A 17,669-nucleotide genomic window follows, 5' to 3' on the forward strand; every position below is an offset into this window, starting at 1 on the left:
CGGCACGGGTCGAAATCGACGGGAAACACGAAGGGGGTCGACGGCGTCTGACGCCGTCGACCCCCTTCGGTGTCGGTGAGACCGCTTAGGACGTGTAGCCCATCGGCATCAGGATCGACTTGTGCTCCAGGTACGACTCCAGGCCCTCGCGACCGTTCTCGCGACCGATGCCCGAGGCCTTGTAGCCACCGAACGGCGACGACGGGTCGATGGCGTACCAGTTGATGCCCATGGTGCCGGTGCGGACCTGTTTGGCGATCTCGATGGCACCCGGCACGTCGGCGCTCCACACCGAACCGGCCAGACCGTAGTCGGAGTCGTTGGCGATGGCGATGGCCTCGTCGACGTCGTCGTAGGCGATGACGCTGATGACCGGGCCGAAGATCTCCTCGCGGGCGATCGTCATGTCGTTGGTGACGCCGGTGAAGATGGTCGGGCCCACCCAGTTCTCGGTGCCGATGGCCGGTGCGGCCACCTCGAGGACGGCGGTGGCGCCCTCGGCCTTGCCCTTGGCGATGTAGTCGGTGACCTTCTGGTGCTGACGGTCGTTGATCAGCGGACCGATCTTGGTCTCCGAGTCCTCGGGCAGGCCCGGGGTGAAGGTGGCGGCGACGTCGACCATGGCGGCGACGATCTCGTCGTGGCGCGAACGGGGCACCAGGACGCGGGTCTGCGCGACGCACGCCTGGCCGGAGTTCAGGATGCCGGAGAAGACCAGCATGGGAGCGGCAGCGGCGATGTCGACGTCGTCGAGGACGATGGCCGCGGACTTGCCGCCCAGCTCCAGCGAGCAGCGCTTCAGGTTCTCGCCGCAGCGCGCGGCGATGGCGCGACCGGCGGCGGTGGAGCCGGTAAAGGTGATCTTGTCGACCTCGGGGTGCTCGACGAGGGCCTGGCCGGTCGCGACACCGCCGGGCACCACGGAGATGACACCCTCGGGCACGCCGGCCTCGGTGAACAGCTCGGCGAGGACGTTGGCGTTGATCGGGGTCTCGGGTGCGGGCTTGAGGACCACCGAGCAGCCGGCGGCCAGGGCCGGACCGAACTTGTTGCACAGCAGGAACAGCGGCACGTTCCACGCGATGATCGCGCCGACCACGCCGACCGGCTCGCGGACCACCAGGGTCTCGCCGAACAGGCCGGTGCGCTTCTCTTCCCACTCGTAGGCCTCGGCGGCGTCGGCGTATCCGGCGAGGACACCGGTGCCGGCCAGCTGCTGCAGGGTGGCGACGTCGCCGGGGGTGGCACCCATCTCGGCGGAGATCAGCGCGCAGATTTCTGCCGAACGCTCGTTGATCAGGTCGGCGGCGCGGCGGATCACGGCGGCGCGCTCGGCCGGCGGGGTGTTGCGCCAGACGCCGGAGTCGAAGGCCTCGCGGGCCGCGCGCACGGCGGTGTCCACGTCCGTGGCATCGGCGCTGGGAACGCTGCCGATGAGCTCACCGGTGGCGGGGGAGAAGACTTCGAGGCGCTCAGCGGAATGCGGTGCCACCCAGCGACCGCCGAGATACAGCTGATCGGTCTTGATGGGGGTGATGACGGACATGCGTGCTCCTGGTATCGGGGGATGTCTCCCCCGATACTAGAACACGTTCTAGTGCAGGGTCAGGACTTGGGGCTCACGTCGAGCACCACATCGAACTCCAGCAGGTCAGCACCGGTGGCCACCGGCTTGCGATCGCCGGAGTGCGCGGCGCGGGCGTCGCCGCCGGCCCACGCCTGGAAGCTCTCCTCGTCGGCCCACTGGGTCACCACGAAATACCGGTCGTCGCCCTTGGTGGGGCGCAGCAGCTGGAAGCCGAGGAAGCCGGGTGCCTGCTCGACGACGCCCGCGCGCCCGGCGAAGCGCTTCTCGAGCTCGGCGCCGTGCTCGGCGGGGACACTGATCGCGTTGATTTTCACAATTGCCATGACTGCAGGGTACGCGGCGCGACTACCGGCGTCCGGGGCCGCGCGGCGACTAAGGTGTCATCCCGTGGATGAGACTCCCGGTCTGCCGGGTCATGGCGGCCAGTACGACTTACGCGGTCTGCTCGACCACGGCGGCGACGAGCGGGCCGGTTTCGAGCAGGGCTTCGGCGCCATCGTGCTGCTGCACGGGCTGATGGGTCGGGGCGCCACCTGGCGTCGACAGATTCCCTGGCTGCGCCGGTACGGCCGGGTCTTCACCTACGACGCCGCCTTCCATCAGGGCGCCGACCGCGTCGGCACGCCGACGGCCGAGGAGATGTCGACCGAGCGTTTCGTCGCCGACGTCGCCGAGGTGCTCACCTGGATCGACCGCGGCCCGGTGGCGCTGATCGGCCATTCGATGGGCGGCCTGCACGCCTGGTGTACGGCGGCTGCCTACCCCGAGTTGGTGGGCGCGCTGGTGGTGGAGGACATGGCTCCGGACTTCCGCGGGCAGACCACCGGCACCTGGGCGCCGTGGTTCGAGAGCTGGCCCGAGCGGTTCGCCGGCCTCGACGAGGCGGTCGCGCACTTCGGTCCGGTCGCCGGTCGGTACTTCTACGAGGCCTTCGACGACGGACGACTGCACGGCTCGATCCCGGTCTGGGCGGCCATCGCCGAGGAGTGGGGCGGCCGCGACTTCTGGACGCAGTGGGAGGCGGTGAGCGTGCCGTCGTTGCTGCTGGAGGCCGAGTACTCGGTGGCGCCCGCCGGTCAGATGCGGCAGATGGCCGAGCGCAATCGGCTCGCCACCCATCTGACGGTGCCCGGGGCCGGACACCTCATACACGACGACGCCCCGGAAGTGTTCCGGGGCGCCGTCGAGGCTTTCCTGTCGCGCGTCGGTCCCGTCTAGGACCTCGGCGCGGCGCCGATCAGTGCGGCAGCACCGGCGTCGCCGGGGCGTCGAGATCCACGTCCTCGGTCACCAAATCGGAGACCTTCCGGCGGGGCAGGAAGAACGCCGGGATGAAGCAGCAGGCCACCAGGACAGCGGCCACCAGGAAGGTGGTGCTGAAGCCGTTGGCCGCGTCGACCTTGGCGGCCTCGATGACCGGCTCCGGCAGGTTGACGCCCGGCATGCCGATGGACATCAGGATGCCGCGGGTGTCGGCCAGCAGCAGGCCGGTGAAGATCACCGTGATCACGGCGGTGCCGATCGACGCGGCGGTCTGCTGCAGGGCGTTCAGCATGGTGGAACCGTCGCTCACGTCATCGCCACGCAGAGAAGCCAGGGCGGCGGACATGATCGGCATCATGGTCATGCCCATACCCAGGCCCTGAATGAACAGGGCGCCGCACAGGTACACGTAGGAGGGCTCCGGCCCCACCGCGATGAACATGGAAACGCCGATGAGGATGAGCACGAGGCCGCCGAGGACGAACTTGCCCGGGCCCATCTTGTCGGTCAGCTTGCCCGCGATCGGCATGGTCAGCATGGCGCCGAGACCCTGCGGTGCCAGCAGCAGGCCGGCCATCATCGGGCTCTTCTCGCCGACCATCTGGAAGTACTGCGGGTACAGCAGGCCCGAGCCGAAGAAGGCGACGGCGAAGAAGGCCATGGTGATCACCGAGACGGTGAGCGTGCGGTTGCGGAACAGTCGCAGGTCCAGCAGCGGGTACTTGGCGCGCAGGGCCCAGAACACGAAGGCCAGGATCAGCAGACCGCCGACGATCATCGAGACGTAGACGCGCGGGGCGTTGAACGTGCCCTCCTCGGCCGACGAGGAGACGCCGAACAGGAACAGTGCCAGACCCGGCGAGAGCAGCAGCAGGCCGATGATGTCGAGCTTGCGGCCCGGGGCCTTGTCGTTGGTGGGCAGCACCATCCACGCGTAGACGAGGGCGATCAGGCCCAGCGGGATGTTGATCAGGAAGATCCAGTGCCAGGAGGCGACGTCGATCAGCCAGCCGCCCAGGATCGGGCCGGCGATCGGGCCCAGCAGCATCGGGATACCGAGGATGGCCATCACCGAACCGACCCGGTCGGGTCCGGCCGCGCGGGTCATGATCATCATGCCGATCGGCATGAGCAGACCGCCGCCGAGACCCTGAATCATGCGGAAGGCCACCAGCATGCCGATGTTGGTCGACAGCGCGCACAGCAGCGAGCCGAGCAGGAACAGCACCAGCGAGGCGATGTAGACGTTGCGCGTGCCGAACCGGGAGGCGGCCCAGCCCGCGGTGGGAATCACCGCGGCCAGCGCCAACGTGTAGCCGGTCATCGTCCAGGCGACGGTGGCCGGATTGTCCACGTTGAACTCTTGCATGAACGGCAGCTGCGCCACCGCCACGACGGTGACGTCCAGAATGGACATGATGGCGCCGAGAACCACGACACCGGCCACGATGAAGACATCGCGACCCAACTTGTCGGGCGCGACGGCCGGGGAGGCCTGGGACATGGGGATTCCTTAACGTCGAAGGGGGGTGAAGCGGGGAAAGCGGGTCAGGCGTGGTGGACCAGCGGCGGCGGCAGGTAGGCGGCGGCCGCGGCCACGGCCTGGTGCAGCCGGTCGCGGACGTCCTCGGGGATCGCCTGCAGCGGTGCCCGCACGGAATGGCTGTGCACTCGGAACTGCTCGGTCAGCAGGTCGTGACCGGAGCCGGTGAGGGACAGGCGCTTCACGCGGCGGTCCTGGGCGTCCTCGCGGCGGTCCACGAAGCCGAGGGCCACCAGGCGATCGGCGGCGCGGCCGGCCGCCGGGAGCGACAGGCCCACCTCGTCGGCCACCTCGTGGACCGGGCAGGCCTTGCCGCAGGCCAGGACGAACAGCATGCGCAGCTGGGACACGGTGAGTTCGGTGGCGGCGACGGCCTCGACGGCGGTCAGTTGCGCAGCGCTCAGCAGTCGGTCGATGAAGTCCGCCACGGCGGTGGCGGTCGCTTCGACGGCGGAGGTGGCGGGTGCAGACACCCGGATATGGTTACGCAGGCGCAACTATTGCTGCAACACAACCAATGGTGAGCTTGCTCACTGCACGGCTAGGCTTGTGCACCATGACGCAGAACACGCACGGCATCAAGGACATTCCGGTCACCGCCCTGGACGGCTCGGCGCTCGCGCTGGCCGACTTCCCGGGCCCGTTGCTGATCGTCAACGTCGCCTCCAAGTGCGGCCTCACCCCGCAGTACGCCAAGCTCGAGGAACTGGCGCGCACCTACGGCGACCGCGGTCTCACCGTGGTCGGCATGCCGTGCAATCAGTTCATGGGGCAGGAGCCCGGCACCGCCGACGAGATCGCCACCTTCTGCTCGGTGACCTACGGGGTCACCTTCCCGCTGCTGGCCAAGGCCGATGTGAACGGTGACGACCGGCACCCGCTGTACGCCGAACTCACCCGCGCGGCCGACGCCGACGGCGAGGCCGGCGACATCCAGTGGAACTTCGAGAAGTTCCTCGTCGGTGCCGACGGGCAGGTCCTGGGCCGCTTCCGTCCGCGCACCGAACCCGATGCGCCCGAGGTGATCGCGGCGGTCGAAGCGGCGCTTTAGTCGTCGGCCGGTCCATGCCGGTACAGTGAACGTCGTCGTACGAGCTGTGAGGAGCGGTGCCCAGATGGCGCGTGTAGTGGTCGATGTGATGCCCAAGGCCGAGATCCTGGACCCGCAGGGACAGGCGATCGTCGGTGCCCTCGGGCGCCTCGGATTCTCCGGCGTCGCCGACGTCCGGCAGGGGAAGCGTTTCGAGCTGGAGGTCGACGACTCGGTCGACGACGCCACGCTGGAACGCATCGCCGAAGAAGTGCTCACCAACACGGTGATCGAGAACTTCGCCGTCACCCGTATCGCGGAGTGACGACGATGAGCGCACGTATCGGAGTCATCACCTTTCCGGGCACGCTCGACGACGTCGACGCGGCCCGTGCCGTGCGAGTGGCGGGCGCCGAAGCGGTCAGCCTGTGGCACGGCGACGCCGACCTGAAGGGCGTCGACGCCGTGGTGGTGCCCGGCGGCTTCTCCTACGGCGACTACCTGCGCTGCGGGGCCATCGCCAGCTTCGCGCCGGTCATGGAATCGGTCGTCGAGGCCGCCCGCGGCGGCATGCCGGTCCTGGGCATCTGCAACGGCTTCCAGATCCTGTGCGAGGCCGGTCTGCTGCCCGGCGCGCTGACCCGGAACGAGGGCCTGCACTTCATCTGCCGCGACCAGTGGCTGCGCGTGGAGAACAACTCGTCGGCGTGGACCACCCGTTACGACGCCGGTGCGGAGATCCTGATCCCGCTCAAGTCGGGCGAGGGTCGCTACCAGGCCGACGAGCGCACGCTCGCCGAGCTGCAGGGTGAGGGCCGCATCGTCTTCACCTACGCGGGCGACAATCCCAACGGCAGCCAGCTCGACATCGCCGGCATCGCGAGCGAGAACGGGCGCGTGGTGGGCCTCATGCCGCACCCCGAGCACGCCATCGAGGCCCTGACCGGCCCGAGCGACGACGGCCTCGGCCTGTTCTACTCGGCCATCGACTCGGTGCTCGCGAGCGTCTGAGTCCGCAGAAGATGATCGCCACCTCCGCGAGCGCCGAGGGGCTCGGCGCCTTCATCGACGCGTCGCCGTCGCCCTTCCATGTGGTCGCGCGCGTCGCGGCCGAGCTCGACGCCGCCGGTTACGAGCAGCTGCTCGAGACCGATCCGTGGGATGCCACCGCGGCCGGTCGTCGCTACGTGATCCGTGGCGGCTCGATCATCGCCTGGAACGGCGGCGCCCTCGCGCCGCTGCGCATCGTCGGCGGTCACACCGACAGCCCCAACCTGCGGGTCAAGCAGCATCCGGACCGGTCCAGCGCCGGTCTGGCAACGGTGGCGCTGGAGCCGTACGGCGGCGCGTGGCTCAACTCCTGGCTCGATCGCGACCTCGGTCTGTCCGGTCGGCTGGCCTACGCCCACGACGGCGGGGTGGCCCACGCGTTGGTCCTGATCGACCAGCCGGTGCTGCGCGTGCCGCAGCTGGCGATCCACCTGTCCGAGGACCGCAAGGGCGTGCAGCTGGATCCGCAGCGGCACGTCGACGCGATCCGCGGAATCGGAGAGGCCCGGCCGCTCCTGGAGTGGCTCACCGAACGCGCCGGGCTGACCCCGGGCAGCGTCCTCGGTTGGGAACTGATGACCCATGACCTGGCGCCGTCGCAGCTGATCGGCACCGACCGCGACCTGCTCAGTGCGTCGCGGCTGGACAACCAGGGGACCTGCTACGCAGGATTGCGCGCGCTGCTCGACGCCGCGCCGGGTGACACCGTCCAGGATGAGAGCACCGCGATGCTGGCGCTCTTCGACCACGAAGAGGTCGGCTCCGGCTCTGAACGCGGCGCGGCGTCGGACTTCCTGGTGACCGTCTGCGAACGCCTGATCGGCGGACTCGGCGGCACCCGGGACGACTTCCTGCGGCTGATGGCCGCGAGCTTCCACGTCTCCGGCGACATGGCGCACGGCACCCACCCGAACTACCCGGATCGGCACGAGCCCGGCCACCGCATCGACCTCGGCGGCGGACCGGTGCTGAAGGTGAACCAGAATCTGCGCTACGCCTCCGATGCGACCGGCGAGGCCGAGTTCGCGCTGGCCTGCCGGGCCGCGGGCGTTCCGCTGCAGCGCTACGTGCACCGCGCCGATCTGCCGTGCGGCTCCACCATCGGACCGCTCACCGCGGCGCGCACCGGCTTGAAGACGGTCGACGTCGGGGCCCCGCAGCTGGCCATGCACAGCGCCCGCGAGCTCATGGCGGCCGCCGATGTGCCGATGTACTCGGCCGCGCTGCAGGCCTTCCTCACCCGGGGCGGAGCACGCTGAGCTCGGTGCCCTGCGTCAGCACCACGTAGCCGTTCACCGCGGCGGCGGTGCCGTTGATCTCGCGGTCCCAGGCGATGGTGCCGGCCGCGGCGTCGTAGGCGGTGAGAGTGGCCCGGCTCGCCATGAGCAGCGTCGACCCCGATGATCCCACGCAGCGCAGCAGGTCCAGATTGTGCTCGGGGTCGGTGATCGAGGGCGGTGCCATCGAGCCGAGCGCGGCGCCGTCGCGCAGGTCGAAGAAGCGGCGCGACCGGTCCTTGCGCGCGAAGGCGACGATGTCGCCACAGGCGCGGGTGTTGCTCTTGGACAGTTCCGGGTCGGCGATCTGCCACAGACCCTTGCCGGTGGCCGGGTCGATCACCTCGTAGTGTCCGGAATCCTCCATCATCGCGGCCGCCCCGGTGCCGGCCAGGACGGGCAGCACCGAGTCGCCGCTGACCACGGTCATGCTGCGCGCGGTGCGCACCGGGGTGGCGGCGACGCTGCGGTCGGTGCGCGGATAGACCTGCACCTGACGTCCGTCGGGGCCGTTGCTCACGGTCAGCACGCCGCTCTCGTACACCCGGACGTCACACTGCTCGCACGCGAGCAGGTCGGCGCCGGTGGTCGGGTCCAGCACGAAGCCGCGTCCGTCGGCGGTCGTCACCACCAGCAGGCCGCCGTTCACGGTGGCTTTCGCGGCGGAGGCGAAGGCGCGTTCCCAGCGGGCGTCCCCGGCCGGGGTGCGCAGGGTGACCTGCCTGCCGAACTGGTTGATCCGCAGGAAGTCGTTGCCGACCGCGGTGACCTGCACGGTGTCGTCGAGCGGGCCGGCCTCCTGCGGGGTGCCCTCGTCGTCGATCAGGTAGAAGCCGTTCGGGCGGTCGCCGAGCTTCACCGCGCAGCCGACGCGGCGGTCCCCGGTCAGCGCGCAGTCGCCGAGCCCGGCGCGGACCGGCGTCGTCCACCGTTGGTCGCCGGTCACCCCGTCGACGAGCGTGAAGGACCGTCCCAGGCCCGACGGGTACGACAGCAACCAGTCGGCGCCGCGCTGATCGGCGACGGTGATCGGGCCGGAGCCGGTGTAGCCCGGCAGCGACTGATCGTCGACGGTCCATGCCGTCTCGGGTGCGGCGGAGTAGTCGCGCAGCAGGCCGTCGTCGCCTCGATGATCCTGCTCGGTCGGGCCCCACAGGACGGCGCCCGCGATCACCACCAGCAGCAGGGAACCGAGGATGCCGACCGCGGCGATACCGGGCCGACGGCGGGAGGAATAGTCCGAACGCGACATGGGTTCAGTCTTTCACGGCCCTTCGGGGCCGCAGCTTGAGTGTCGTTCGCTCAGGGCGTACGCGGTCGGGAACATCGCCCGGGCGTGCAGCGTTGGAGATCACAGACCCACCGAAGCGAGCTGCGACGGTCGTCCCCGGTGATCTCGCCGCGGCGACCGGGGTGATGACCACTACAGTGGAGGCAGATGGCTCGCTGCCGGGGCCAGCAACACAAGGAGAACAATGTTCGAACGGTTCACCGACCGCGCGCGCCGGGTCGTCGTCCTGGCGCAAGAAGAAGCGCGGATGCTCAATCACAACTACATCGGCACCGAACACATCCTTCTGGGTTTGATCCACGAGGGTGAGGGTGTCGCGGCCAAGGCTCTCGAGTCGCTGGGCATCTCGCTGGAGGCCGTCCGCAGCCAGGTGGAGGAGATCATCGGACAGGGCCAGCAGGCGCCGTCCGGGCACATCCCCTTCACCCCGCGGGCCAAGAAGGTCCTCGAGCTGAGCCTGCGCGAGGCGCTGCAGCTGGGCCACAACTACATCGGCACCGAGCACATCCTGCTCGGCCTGATCCGCGAGGGCGAGGGCGTCGCCGCCCAGGTCCTGGTGAAGCTGGGCGCCGACCTCAACAGCGTTCGCCAGCAGGTGATTCAGCTACTGTCCGGCTACCAGGGCAAGGAGCCCGAGGCCGCGGGTACCGGCGGGCGTTCGTCCGACGCGGGCACACCGTCGACCTCACTGGTGCTGGACCAGTTCGGTCGCAACCTGACCGCGGCGGCCGGCGAGGGCAAGCTCGACCCGGTGATCGGGCGCGAGAAGGAGATCGAGCGGGTCATGCAGGTGCTGTCCCGCCGCACCAAGAACAACCCGGTGCTGATCGGCGAGCCGGGCGTCGGTAAGACGGCCGTCGTCGAGGGCCTGGCACAGGCGATCGTCGCGGGCGACGTGCCCGAGACGCTCAAGGACAAGCAGCTCTACAGCCTGGACCTGGGTTCGCTCGTGGCCGGTAGCCGTTACCGCGGCGACTTCGAGGAGCGCCTGAAGAAGGTGCTCAAGGAGATCAACACCCGCGGCGACATCATCCTGTTCATCGACGAGCTGCACCAGCTCGTCGGTGCCGGCGCCGCCGAAGGCGCGATCGACGCCGCGTCGATCCTGAAGCCGAAGCTGGCGCGCGGTGAGCTGCAGACCATCGGCGCCACCACGCTCGACGAGTACCGCAAGTACATCGAGAAGGATGCCGCGCTGGAGCGTCGCTTCCAGCCGGTGCAGGTGGGCGAGCCGTCGGTGGAGCACACCATCGAGATCCTCAAGGGTCTGCGCGATCGCTACGAGCAGCACCACAAGGTCTCGATCACCGACTCGGCGCTGGCCGCGGCGGCGACCCTGGCCGACCGGTACATCAACGACCGCTTCCTGCCGGACAAGGCGATCGACCTGATCGACGAGGCGGGCGCGCGCATGCGTATCCGCCGGATGACCGCTCCGCCAGACCTGCGCGAGTTCGACGATCGCATCGCCGACGCGCGTAAGGAGAAGGAGTCGGCGATCGACGCGCAGGACTTCGAGAAGGCTGCGAGCCTGCGCGACAAGGAGAAGCAGCTGATCTCCGAGCGCGCCGAGCGCGAGAAGCAGTGGCGTGCGGGCGACCTGGACGTCGTGGCCGAGGTCGACGACGAAGAGATCGCCGAGGTGCTGGGCAACTGGACCGGTATCCCGGTCTTCAAGCTCACCGAGGAGGAGACCACCCGCCTCCTGCGCATGGAAGACGAGCTGCACAAGCGGATCATCGGCCAGGAGGACGCCGTCAAGGCGGTCTCGCGGGCGATCCGTCGTACGCGTGCCGGTCTGAAGGACCCCAAGCGTCCGTCGGGCTCGTTCATCTTCGCCGGCCCGTCCGGTGTCGGTAAGACCGAGCTGTCCAAGGCGCTGGCCAACTTCCTGTTCGGCGAGGACGACGCGCTCATCCAGATCGACATGGGCGAGTTCCACGACCGCTTCACCGCGACGCGGCTGTTCGGTGCCCCTCCGGGCTACGTCGGCTACGACGAGGGCGGCCAGCTCACCGAGAAGGTGCGGCGCAAGCCGTTCTCGGTGGTCCTGTTCGACGAGATCGAGAAGGCCCACTCGGACATCTACAACACCCTGTTGCAGGTGCTCGAAGACGGCCGCCTGACCGACGGTCAGGGCCGCACGGTGGACTTCAAGAACACGGTGCTGATCTTCACGTCGAACCTCGGAACCCGCGACATCTCCAAGGCCGTGGGCATGGGCTTCAGCAAGGACGACGGCACCGGCTCGAACTACGAGCGGATGAAGCAGAAGGTCAACGACGAGCTGAAGAAGCACTTCCGCCCGGAGTTCCTGAACCGTATCGACGATGTCATCGTGTTCCACCAGCTGACGCAGGACGAGATCATCAAGATGGTCGATCTGATGATCGGCCGCGTGGAGCAGCAGCTCAAGGCCAAGGACATGGACCTCGAGCTCACCGAGAAGGCCAAGAACCTGCTCGCGAAGCGGGGCTTCGATCCGGTGCTGGGTGCGCGACCGCTGCGTCGCACCATTCAGCGCGAGATCGAGGACCAGCTCTCGGAGAAGATCCTCTTCAACGAGATCGGCGCCGGTCAGATCATCCTGATCGACGTCGAGGGTTGGGACGGCGAAGGCGACGACGACGGCGCCAAGTTCGTCTTCTCCGGCACGCCGCGTCCGCGCGAGGTGCCCGACGTGCCCGCCGAGCTGACCGAAGCGGCAGAGGGCGAAGCGGGCTAGAGTCCGCAGCGCTGACCACAGCAGTATCCGAAGGGCCCGGCGGTTTCTGCCGGGCCCTTCGGCATCGCGGGGCGGGCGTTATGCGACGATCGGACCGGAGCGCAATCGTTGCGCTGACAACAGTGGGGAGAGATCGCATGACCTATGGCCCGCCTCCGGGACCGCAACCCGGCCCGAATCCGTTCGGCGGTCAACCGCCGCAGCAGCCGATGCCCGGTGGTATGCCGCCCGTGATGGCCGGCGGGATGTCGCCGGCACCTGCGGCGAGCGCGGCGCTGCTGGCGCCGGTCGGCCCGGCGTCGAGCCGCCGGTTGGTCGTCGGTGTGGTCGCGGCGATCGCGGCCCTGCTGCTGATCATCGGCAGCTTCCTGACGTGGGCCTCGGCCAGCGAGAAGTTCTCCGAGAGCTTCGGCGGCGAGACCATGACCGCGGAAGTGTCCGTGGCGGTGAGCGGGATGGGATCGGTGGATTTTGAACAATCCTTCACCGGCGTTCCCGAATCGCTGCAGGGCGAGATCGGCGACGAGGCAACTGCCGAACAGACCGAGGAACTGGAAAGTGAAACCGCGGTGCCTGGCGTCTGGACGGTCATCTTCGGCGTCATCATCGCGGTCGGTGCAGCTCTGATGCTGGTGCGTCGCTTCCCGGGTATCGGCGCGATCGTCACCACGGTCGGCGGCGTGGCTGCGTTCATCGCCGCCATCGTCTTCATCGCGGATCCGTTCGGTGCGGTGGTCAGCGGTGAAACCGGGGACATGGATTCGGCGGACGTCTCGGCCGGATTCGGCCTCTGGTTGGTGCTGGTCGGTGCGATCTTCGGTCTGCTGGCCGGGGCCGCCATGCTCGCCCTCACCCTGGCTCCAGCCAAGTTCGACGACGCCGGAACCGCGTTCCCCGCAGGCCCGGGCGGCTTCCCGCAGCAGGGTGGCTTCCCGCAGCAGCCGCAGAGTGGTTTCCCTCCGCAGCAGCCGGGCTTCCCCCAGCAGAGTGGCTTTCCGCAGCAGCCGGGTGGCTACCCCCAGCCGGGCGGCGGCTACCCGCAACAGGGCGGATTCCCCCAGCAGGGTGGATTCCCGCCCTCCCACTGAGGATCGATTCCCCGCGACTCGATTCCGTGCGACAGTGATGCGTCTCGGCGGGCCCGGCAGAGTTTCTGCCGGGCCCGTCGGCATCGCCGGTGAATGTGCGACGATTCTGCCCATGAGCGACCGCCCCGCTGTTCGTTACTCGCGCCGCCGCATGTTCGGTGGCCTCGTCGCTCTCGCCGCGGCGGCTCTGCTGATCGTCGGCAGCTTCCTGACCTGGGCGTCGGCCAGCCAGCCGTCGGCGGAGGAGTTCGAGGAGGTGCCCATGACGGTGACCACCTCGGCCACGATCAGCGGCATGGGCTCGGTGTCGCTCGATCTCGAGGTGGCCGATGCGCCGCCGAGCTTCCCGCAACTCGATGGGGCCTATCTCGATCAGGAGGCGTCCGAGGGGGAGGAACACACCCGGATGTCAGGTATCTGGACGGTGGTCTTCGGGGCGCTCATCGCGGTCGGTGCGGTGGGGCTGCTGGTCCAGCGTCTCGCCGGTGCGAGCGCGTTCCTGGTCTCGCTGGTGGCGCTCGCCGCCTTGCTCGCGGTGATCGTCTTCTTCACCGATCCGCTGGCCGCGGTCACATCCGGGTCGATCGGCGACAGTGCGTCGGGCGATTTCGCGGCGGGTGTGGGGCTCTGGCTGGTGCTGATCGGTGCGGTGCTCGGCCTGGTGGCCGGTGCGGTGAGCGTGCGGCGGCCTCGGGTCGCGTAACTGGCACCGGGACACCGCCCTGTTATTCTTGGGACCGTTGTTACTGATGTGACAGGAGTCTTGTATGCGTGCGGTGATCCGGAGTGCGGTTGCGGCGGCGGCGGTGCTGCTCGTGGTGCCGGGGGTGGCCGCCGCCGATCCGCAGTCGCCGGAGCCGTCGGTGTCCGCACCGCAGACTGCCGAGGGATCGTCGCGGATCGTCGGGACGCATGCTCCTGCGCCGCAGCAGGAGACGATCGTGGTCTACTCGGCCGCAATGGACCGGAACATCCCGCTGACGGTCTTGCGCCCGCGCGACACCGCGAAGCCTGCGCCCGTGCTGTACCTGCTGAACGGTGCGGGCGGCGGCGAGGACGATGCCAGCTGGGCGGCGAAGACCGACTACACGAAGTTCTTCGCCGATAAGCACGTGAACGTGGTGACCCCGATCGGTGGTGCGTTCTCGTACTACACCGACTGGCAGCGCGACGATCCGGTGCTGGGCCGCAACAAGTGGCAGACCTTCCTGACGCGCGAACTGCCGCCGCTGCTGAACCGGGAGCTGGGCACCACCGGCGCGAACGCGGTCGCCGGTATCTCGATGGCCGGCACCTCGGTGCTGAACCTGGCCATCGCGGCTCCCGAGCTGTACCGCTCGGTGGCGGCCTACAGCGGATGTGCGCGCACCAGTGACCCGCTGGGCCAGGCGTACATCCGCACGGTCGTCGAGGATCGCGGCGGTGCCGACGTCACCAACATGTGGGGGCCGCTCGACGGTCCCGGCTGGCGCGCCAACGATCCGTACTTCCAGGCCGACAAGCTGCGCGGCACCAAGGTCTATCTGACCACCGGGACCGGGCTGCCGGGCGAGTACGACCGACTGGGCACCCGCCTCATCCAGGGCGATCCGCTGGTTTTGGCCGATCAGATGCTGCTCGGCGGGGCCATCGAGGCCACCGTCTTCACCTGCACGCAGCAGATGGGCGAGGCGCTGGCCCGCGCCCGGGTCGACACGACGCTGATCCAGCGTCCCACCGGTACGCATTCGTGGGGGTACTGGGAGTCCGACCTGCACCGCACCTGGCCGTCGATCGCGGCCGATCTGCAGCGCCGCTGACCTCAACCCGCAACGGGAGGGCTGCGCCGCGGCTGTCGGGTCAGCGGTCGAGCAGCAGGCGGACGGTCTGCGCCATCCGGTTGGTCACGTCGGTGGCCGAGGCCCGGCGGGTGAGCCACTGCACCAGGTTCGACATCCACACGTCCGAGATCACGCGGGCCACGGCGAGCTCGTACTCGGTCGGCTGGCCGGATTCCCGGTCGGGATCCATCATCGCCCCGGCCAGCAAGCGGTCGATGGTGGTGGCGACGCGATCCACTTCGCCGGCCGCGGAGGCGTCGGCGAACATGAAGGCGCGGGTCATGGCCTCGGTCAGCAGGGGATCGCGCTGCATGGCGTAAGTGATCATGTCGAGTACGTTGCTGAGCCGCTCGATCGGGGTGTCACCCGGCAGGGCGGTCCGATCGACGCGGCCCTCCACGCGTTCGAGTTCCCGGGAGAGCGCGGTGACCAGCAGATGCACCTTCGACGGGAAATAGCGATACAGGGTGCCGACGGCCACTTCGGCCTTGTCGGCGACGGCACGCATCTGCACGGCGTCGTAGCCGCCCTTGGAGGCCAGCGCCAGCGTCGAGTCCAGAATGCGCCGTCGCCGTTCCCGCTGTGCCGCGGAGCCGACCTCTGCGCCTGAGGTCGGCGCGACGACCGGGGGTGCCGGGGTCGTCGTGTCGGCGTCGCCGGAAACTGATGCTGCCATGCAGGCAATCCTTCACTCGCTGGGACCGTGGGGGGCGGTTGGCACCGCCCTAGGTATTGGTGTACACCCTATCTAAGTAGAACAGGTTCTAATTGTTGGTCACAAGCGCAAAACGAAGGAACTGCCGTGACAATCGCCACCACCCTTGAGCAGCAGGCCGTGATCAAGGCCATTTCGGGCTGGGCCCAGGCGCGTGACGTGCGCGAGCTGGTGCGCGCCGATGTCGACAAGCCTACGGCGTCGTGGCGTCCGCTGTGGGCGCAGATCGCCGATCTCGGTGTTTTCGCTGCTGGCGTGTCGGAGGAGCACGGCGGTGCCGGCGGCACCTTCGCCGATACCGCGGCCATGCTGTCGGCGAGCGGCGTGGAGCTGGTGCCCGGTCCGCTGGCGGCGACGGCCGCGACTGCCGCTGCGCTCGCCGAGCAGGGTCTGCCGGTGGCCGAGGCGCTGATGTTCGGTGAGCGCCCGGCGGTGATTCCGGCGTTCGCGGTGGCCGCGGGTGCGCCGCTGACCGTCACCGACGGGGTGGCCGACCTGGGGGCGGTGCCCGGGTTCGTCGACGACGCCGTGATTCTCGCGCCGCTGGACCTGACCGGTGGTTGGTGCGTCCTCGACCCGTCGGCAGGCGGCGTGCGGGTGCGCAGCGCCGAGGTCGGTAAGACCGTCGACGGCACCGTGGCGCCCGTGCACGTGATTCTCGAGGGCGTGGACACCGGCTCGGTGATCTCGGTGGACGACGGTGACCGCCTGCACGCGCTGCTGATCGGCGCGCTCGCGGCGTACCAGGCGGGCGTCGCCCGCCGCACGCTCGACCTGGCGGTGGACTACGCGAAGGTGCGCACCCAGTTCGGTGCGCCCATCGGTTCGTTCCAGGCCATCAAGCACATCTGCGCGGACATGCTGTGCCGCGCCGAGCAGCTGGCTGCGGCGTCGTGGGATCTGGCGACCGCACTCGACGATCGCGACGCGGACCAGGTGCGGCTGAGCGCGCTGGCGACGGCGGCGCTGACCGCCGATCTGTCGGTGGCCAACGCCAAGGATGCGATCCAGATCCTCGGCGGCATCGGCTTCACCTTCGAGCACGAGGCGCACCTCTACCTGCGGTCGGCGCTGGCCGTGCGCGCACAGCTCGACAGTGGCACCCCCGCCAAGCTCGCCCTCGGCGAGCTGGGTCGGGCCGGCGCGCGTCGCGAGTTCGCTGTCGACCTGGCCGACGTCGAATCCCGTCGGCCGGAGATCGCCGCGCTGGCCGCCGAGGTGGCCGCAGCGGGTGAGGCGTCCTGGCGTTCCGAGCTGGCCCGCACCGGTCTGCTGATGCCGCACTGGGACGCGCCGTTCGGGCTGTCCGCCGATCCCGCCCTGCAGTTGCTGATCGACGCCGAACTCGATCGCGTCGGCGTCCGTCGCCCGGACCTGGTGATCGCCGGGTGGGCGCTGCCGACGATCCTGGAGCACGGCACCGACGAGCAGCGCGAGCGCTTCATCGCGTCGACGCTGGCCGGCGACATCACCTGGTGCCAGCTGTTCAGCGAGCCCGAGGCCGGCAGCGACCTGGCATCGCTGCGCACCAAGGCGGTCCGGGTGGACGGCGGCTGGGAGCTGACCGGTCAGAAGATCTGGACCTCGCAGGCGCACGACGCCCAGTGGGCCGTCTGCCTGGCGCGTACCGACGCGCAGGCGCCCAAGCACAAGGGCATCACCTACTTCCTGGTCGACATGGCCGCCGCCGGCCTCGACGTGCGGCCGTTGCGCGAGATGACCGGGCGCGCGCTGTTCAACGAGGTCTTCCTCGACAGCGTCTTCGTGCCCGATGCCGACGTGGTGGGCGAGGTGAACAACGGCTGGCGGCTCGCGCGCACCACGCTCTCCAACGAGCGCGTCGCGATGGGCGGTGCCGGCCTGGGCAAGGAGGTCGACGCCCTGCTGCGCCAGCTCGACGCCGATCAGACCGTGCTGTCGGAGCGGTCGGCGGAGACCCTCGGCGGCCTGATCGCCGACGCGCACATCGGGCGCGTGCTCGACGCGCGAGCCCTCACCCAGCGTCTGTCGGGCACCGATCCGGGTGCCACCTCGAGCGTGCGCAAGCTGATCGGCGTGGTGCACCGCCAGTCGGTGCCGGAGTTCGCGCTCGACCTGCTGGGGCCGGCCGCGCTGGTGCCGGGGGAGGCCAGCGAGCTCTTCCTGCTGAATCGGTGCCTGTCGATCGCCGGCGGCACCACGCAGATCCTGAAGACGGCGGCGGCCGAGCGGATTCTGGGTTTGCCCCGGGGATGACCCGGTGAAGTAGAACCTGTTCTAATATGGAACTTGTTCTTGTT

The 17,669-nt window shown here is 69.3% G+C and carries 16 protein-coding genes; 10 read left to right on the forward strand and 6 right to left on the reverse strand.

What is annotated here, in order from left to right; genetic code table 11:
• Positions 1-85 precede the first annotated feature (85 nt).
• Positions 86-1,546 (reverse strand): aldehyde dehydrogenase, encoded by a 1,461-nt coding sequence (locus ABD989_RS00640; protein ID WP_345312056.1) that lies wholly within the window; start codon positions 1,544-1,546, stop codon positions 86-88.
• Positions 1,547-1,605: 59 nt separating this feature from the next.
• Positions 1,606-1,911, reverse strand: a complete 306-nt coding sequence (locus ABD989_RS00645; protein ID WP_246993863.1) for an antibiotic biosynthesis monooxygenase family protein — start codon at positions 1,909-1,911, stop codon at positions 1,606-1,608.
• A gap of 64 nt (positions 1,912-1,975) precedes the next feature.
• Here ABD989_RS00645 and ABD989_RS00650 point away from each other — a divergent pair, with 64 nt between their 5' ends.
• Positions 1,976-2,806 (forward strand): alpha/beta fold hydrolase, encoded by an 831-nt coding sequence (locus ABD989_RS00650; RefSeq protein ID WP_372493168.1) that lies wholly within the window; start codon positions 1,976-1,978, stop codon positions 2,804-2,806.
• 19 nt (positions 2,807-2,825) lie between these two features.
• Here ABD989_RS00650 and ABD989_RS00655 read toward each other — a convergent pair whose 3' ends face one another.
• Together ABD989_RS00655 and ABD989_RS00660 are read right to left on the reverse strand one after the other, a co-directional pair.
• On the reverse strand, positions 2,826-4,355 hold the full coding sequence (locus ABD989_RS00655) for a DHA2 family efflux MFS transporter permease subunit (protein WP_345312057.1): 1,530 nt from the start codon (positions 4,353-4,355) through the stop codon (positions 2,826-2,828).
• A gap of 44 nt (positions 4,356-4,399) precedes the next feature.
• Positions 4,400-4,867, reverse strand: coding sequence for a MarR family winged helix-turn-helix transcriptional regulator (locus tag ABD989_RS00660; RefSeq protein ID WP_345312058.1), 468 nt, complete (start codon positions 4,865-4,867; stop codon positions 4,400-4,402).
• 83 nt (positions 4,868-4,950) lie between these two features.
• On the opposite strand from ABD989_RS00660, the gene ABD989_RS00665 reads away from it, so the two are divergent.
• The 4 genes from ABD989_RS00665 to ABD989_RS00680 all read left to right on the forward strand — a co-directional run bounded on the left by ABD989_RS00665 (position 4,951) and on the right by ABD989_RS00680 (position 7,733).
• Positions 4,951-5,445 (forward strand): glutathione peroxidase, encoded by a 495-nt coding sequence (locus ABD989_RS00665; protein WP_246993869.1) that lies wholly within the window; start codon positions 4,951-4,953, stop codon positions 5,443-5,445.
• Positions 5,446-5,509: 64 nt separating this feature from the next.
• Positions 5,510-5,749: a phosphoribosylformylglycinamidine synthase subunit PurS gene (gene purS, locus ABD989_RS00670; RefSeq protein ID WP_345312059.1), complete on the forward strand. Its 240-nt coding sequence runs from the start codon at positions 5,510-5,512 to the stop codon at positions 5,747-5,749.
• Between the two features lie 5 nt (positions 5,750-5,754).
• Positions 5,755-6,435, forward strand: coding sequence for a phosphoribosylformylglycinamidine synthase subunit PurQ (purQ, locus tag ABD989_RS00675; protein WP_345312060.1), 681 nt, complete (start codon positions 5,755-5,757; stop codon positions 6,433-6,435).
• 11 nt (positions 6,436-6,446) lie between these two features.
• Complete coding sequence (locus ABD989_RS00680; protein ID WP_345312061.1) at positions 6,447-7,733, forward strand: M18 family aminopeptidase; 1,287 nt, start codon at positions 6,447-6,449, stop codon at positions 7,731-7,733.
• Here ABD989_RS00680 and ABD989_RS00685 read toward each other — a convergent pair.
• The gene (locus ABD989_RS00685) at positions 7,711-9,003 is read right to left on the reverse strand and encodes an outer membrane protein assembly factor BamB family protein (protein WP_345312062.1); all 1,293 of its coding nucleotides are present in this window, start codon (positions 9,001-9,003) and stop codon (positions 7,711-7,713) included. The genes ABD989_RS00680 and ABD989_RS00685 overlap by 23 nt on opposite strands.
• Before the next feature lie 223 nt (positions 9,004-9,226).
• Here ABD989_RS00685 and ABD989_RS00690 point away from each other — a divergent pair, with 223 nt between their 5' ends.
• From ABD989_RS00690 to ABD989_RS00705, 4 genes are all read left to right on the forward strand, one after another.
• Entirely contained in the window at positions 9,227-11,767 is a 2,541-nt protein-coding gene (locus tag ABD989_RS00690) for an ATP-dependent Clp protease ATP-binding subunit (protein WP_345312063.1), read from the forward strand.
• A 137-nt stretch (positions 11,768-11,904) separates the two neighbouring features.
• Positions 11,905-12,855, forward strand: coding sequence for a hypothetical protein (locus tag ABD989_RS00695; RefSeq protein ID WP_345312064.1), 951 nt, complete (start codon positions 11,905-11,907; stop codon positions 12,853-12,855).
• A 112-nt stretch (positions 12,856-12,967) separates the two neighbouring features.
• Positions 12,968-13,558 carry a hypothetical protein gene (locus ABD989_RS00700; protein ID WP_345312065.1) on the forward strand — a complete coding sequence of 197 codons (591 nt, stop codon included), beginning with the start codon at positions 12,968-12,970 and terminating at the stop codon, positions 13,556-13,558.
• A gap of 64 nt (positions 13,559-13,622) precedes the next feature.
• Complete coding sequence (locus ABD989_RS00705; RefSeq protein WP_345312066.1) at positions 13,623-14,654, forward strand: alpha/beta hydrolase; 1,032 nt, start codon at positions 13,623-13,625, stop codon at positions 14,652-14,654.
• Positions 14,655-14,694: 40 nt separating this feature from the next.
• On the opposite strand, the gene kstR is transcribed toward ABD989_RS00705, so the two are convergent.
• Complete coding sequence (gene kstR, locus ABD989_RS00710) at positions 14,695-15,351, reverse strand: cholesterol catabolism transcriptional regulator KstR (RefSeq protein WP_246993885.1); 657 nt, start codon at positions 15,349-15,351, stop codon at positions 14,695-14,697.
• A gap of 126 nt (positions 15,352-15,477) precedes the next feature.
• Here kstR and ABD989_RS00715 point away from each other — a divergent pair, with 126 nt between their 5' ends.
• Positions 15,478-17,625, forward strand: a complete 2,148-nt coding sequence (locus tag ABD989_RS00715; RefSeq protein WP_345312067.1) for an acyl-CoA dehydrogenase family protein — start codon at positions 15,478-15,480, stop codon at positions 17,623-17,625.
• Positions 17,626-17,669: the final 44 nt, after the last annotated feature.

Source organism: Gordonia alkaliphila (assembly GCF_039542465.1).
GTDB classification, from domain to species: Bacteria; Actinomycetota; Actinomycetes; order Mycobacteriales; family Mycobacteriaceae; genus Gordonia; species Gordonia alkaliphila.

What these genes read in the sequence shown, in the direction of transcription:
- ABD989_RS00705 (WP_345312066.1), top strand. Translation starts at nt 13,623, where the DNA reads ATGCGTGCGGTGATCCGGAGTGCGGTTGCGGCGGCGGCGGTGCTGCTC.
- ABD989_RS00685 (WP_345312062.1), bottom strand. Translation starts at nt 9,003, where the DNA reads ATGTCGCGTTCGGACTATTCCTCCCGCCGTCGGCCCGGTATCGCCGCG.
- ABD989_RS00640 (WP_345312056.1), bottom strand. Translation starts at nt 1,546, where the DNA reads ATGTCCGTCATCACCCCCATCAAGACCGATCAGCTGTATCTCGGCGGT.
- ABD989_RS00655 (WP_345312057.1), bottom strand. Translation starts at nt 4,355, where the DNA reads ATGTCCCAGGCCTCCCCGGCCGTCGCGCCCGACAAGTTGGGTCGCGAT.
- ABD989_RS00665 (WP_246993869.1), top strand. Translation starts at nt 4,951, where the DNA reads ATGACGCAGAACACGCACGGCATCAAGGACATTCCGGTCACCGCCCTG.
- ABD989_RS00700 (WP_345312065.1), top strand. Translation starts at nt 12,968, where the DNA reads ATGAGCGACCGCCCCGCTGTTCGTTACTCGCGCCGCCGCATGTTCGGT.
- purQ (WP_345312060.1), top strand. Translation starts at nt 5,755, where the DNA reads ATGAGCGCACGTATCGGAGTCATCACCTTTCCGGGCACGCTCGACGAC.
- ABD989_RS00695 (WP_345312064.1), top strand. Translation starts at nt 11,905, where the DNA reads ATGACCTATGGCCCGCCTCCGGGACCGCAACCCGGCCCGAATCCGTTC.
- ABD989_RS00680 (WP_345312061.1), top strand. Translation starts at nt 6,447, where the DNA reads ATGATCGCCACCTCCGCGAGCGCCGAGGGGCTCGGCGCCTTCATCGAC.
- purS (WP_345312059.1), top strand. Translation starts at nt 5,510, where the DNA reads ATGGCGCGTGTAGTGGTCGATGTGATGCCCAAGGCCGAGATCCTGGAC.
- kstR (WP_246993885.1), bottom strand. Translation starts at nt 15,351, where the DNA reads ATGGCAGCATCAGTTTCCGGCGACGCCGACACGACGACCCCGGCACCC.
- ABD989_RS00645 (WP_246993863.1), bottom strand. Translation starts at nt 1,911, where the DNA reads ATGGCAATTGTGAAAATCAACGCGATCAGTGTCCCCGCCGAGCACGGC.
- ABD989_RS00690 (WP_345312063.1), top strand. Translation starts at nt 9,227, where the DNA reads ATGTTCGAACGGTTCACCGACCGCGCGCGCCGGGTCGTCGTCCTGGCG.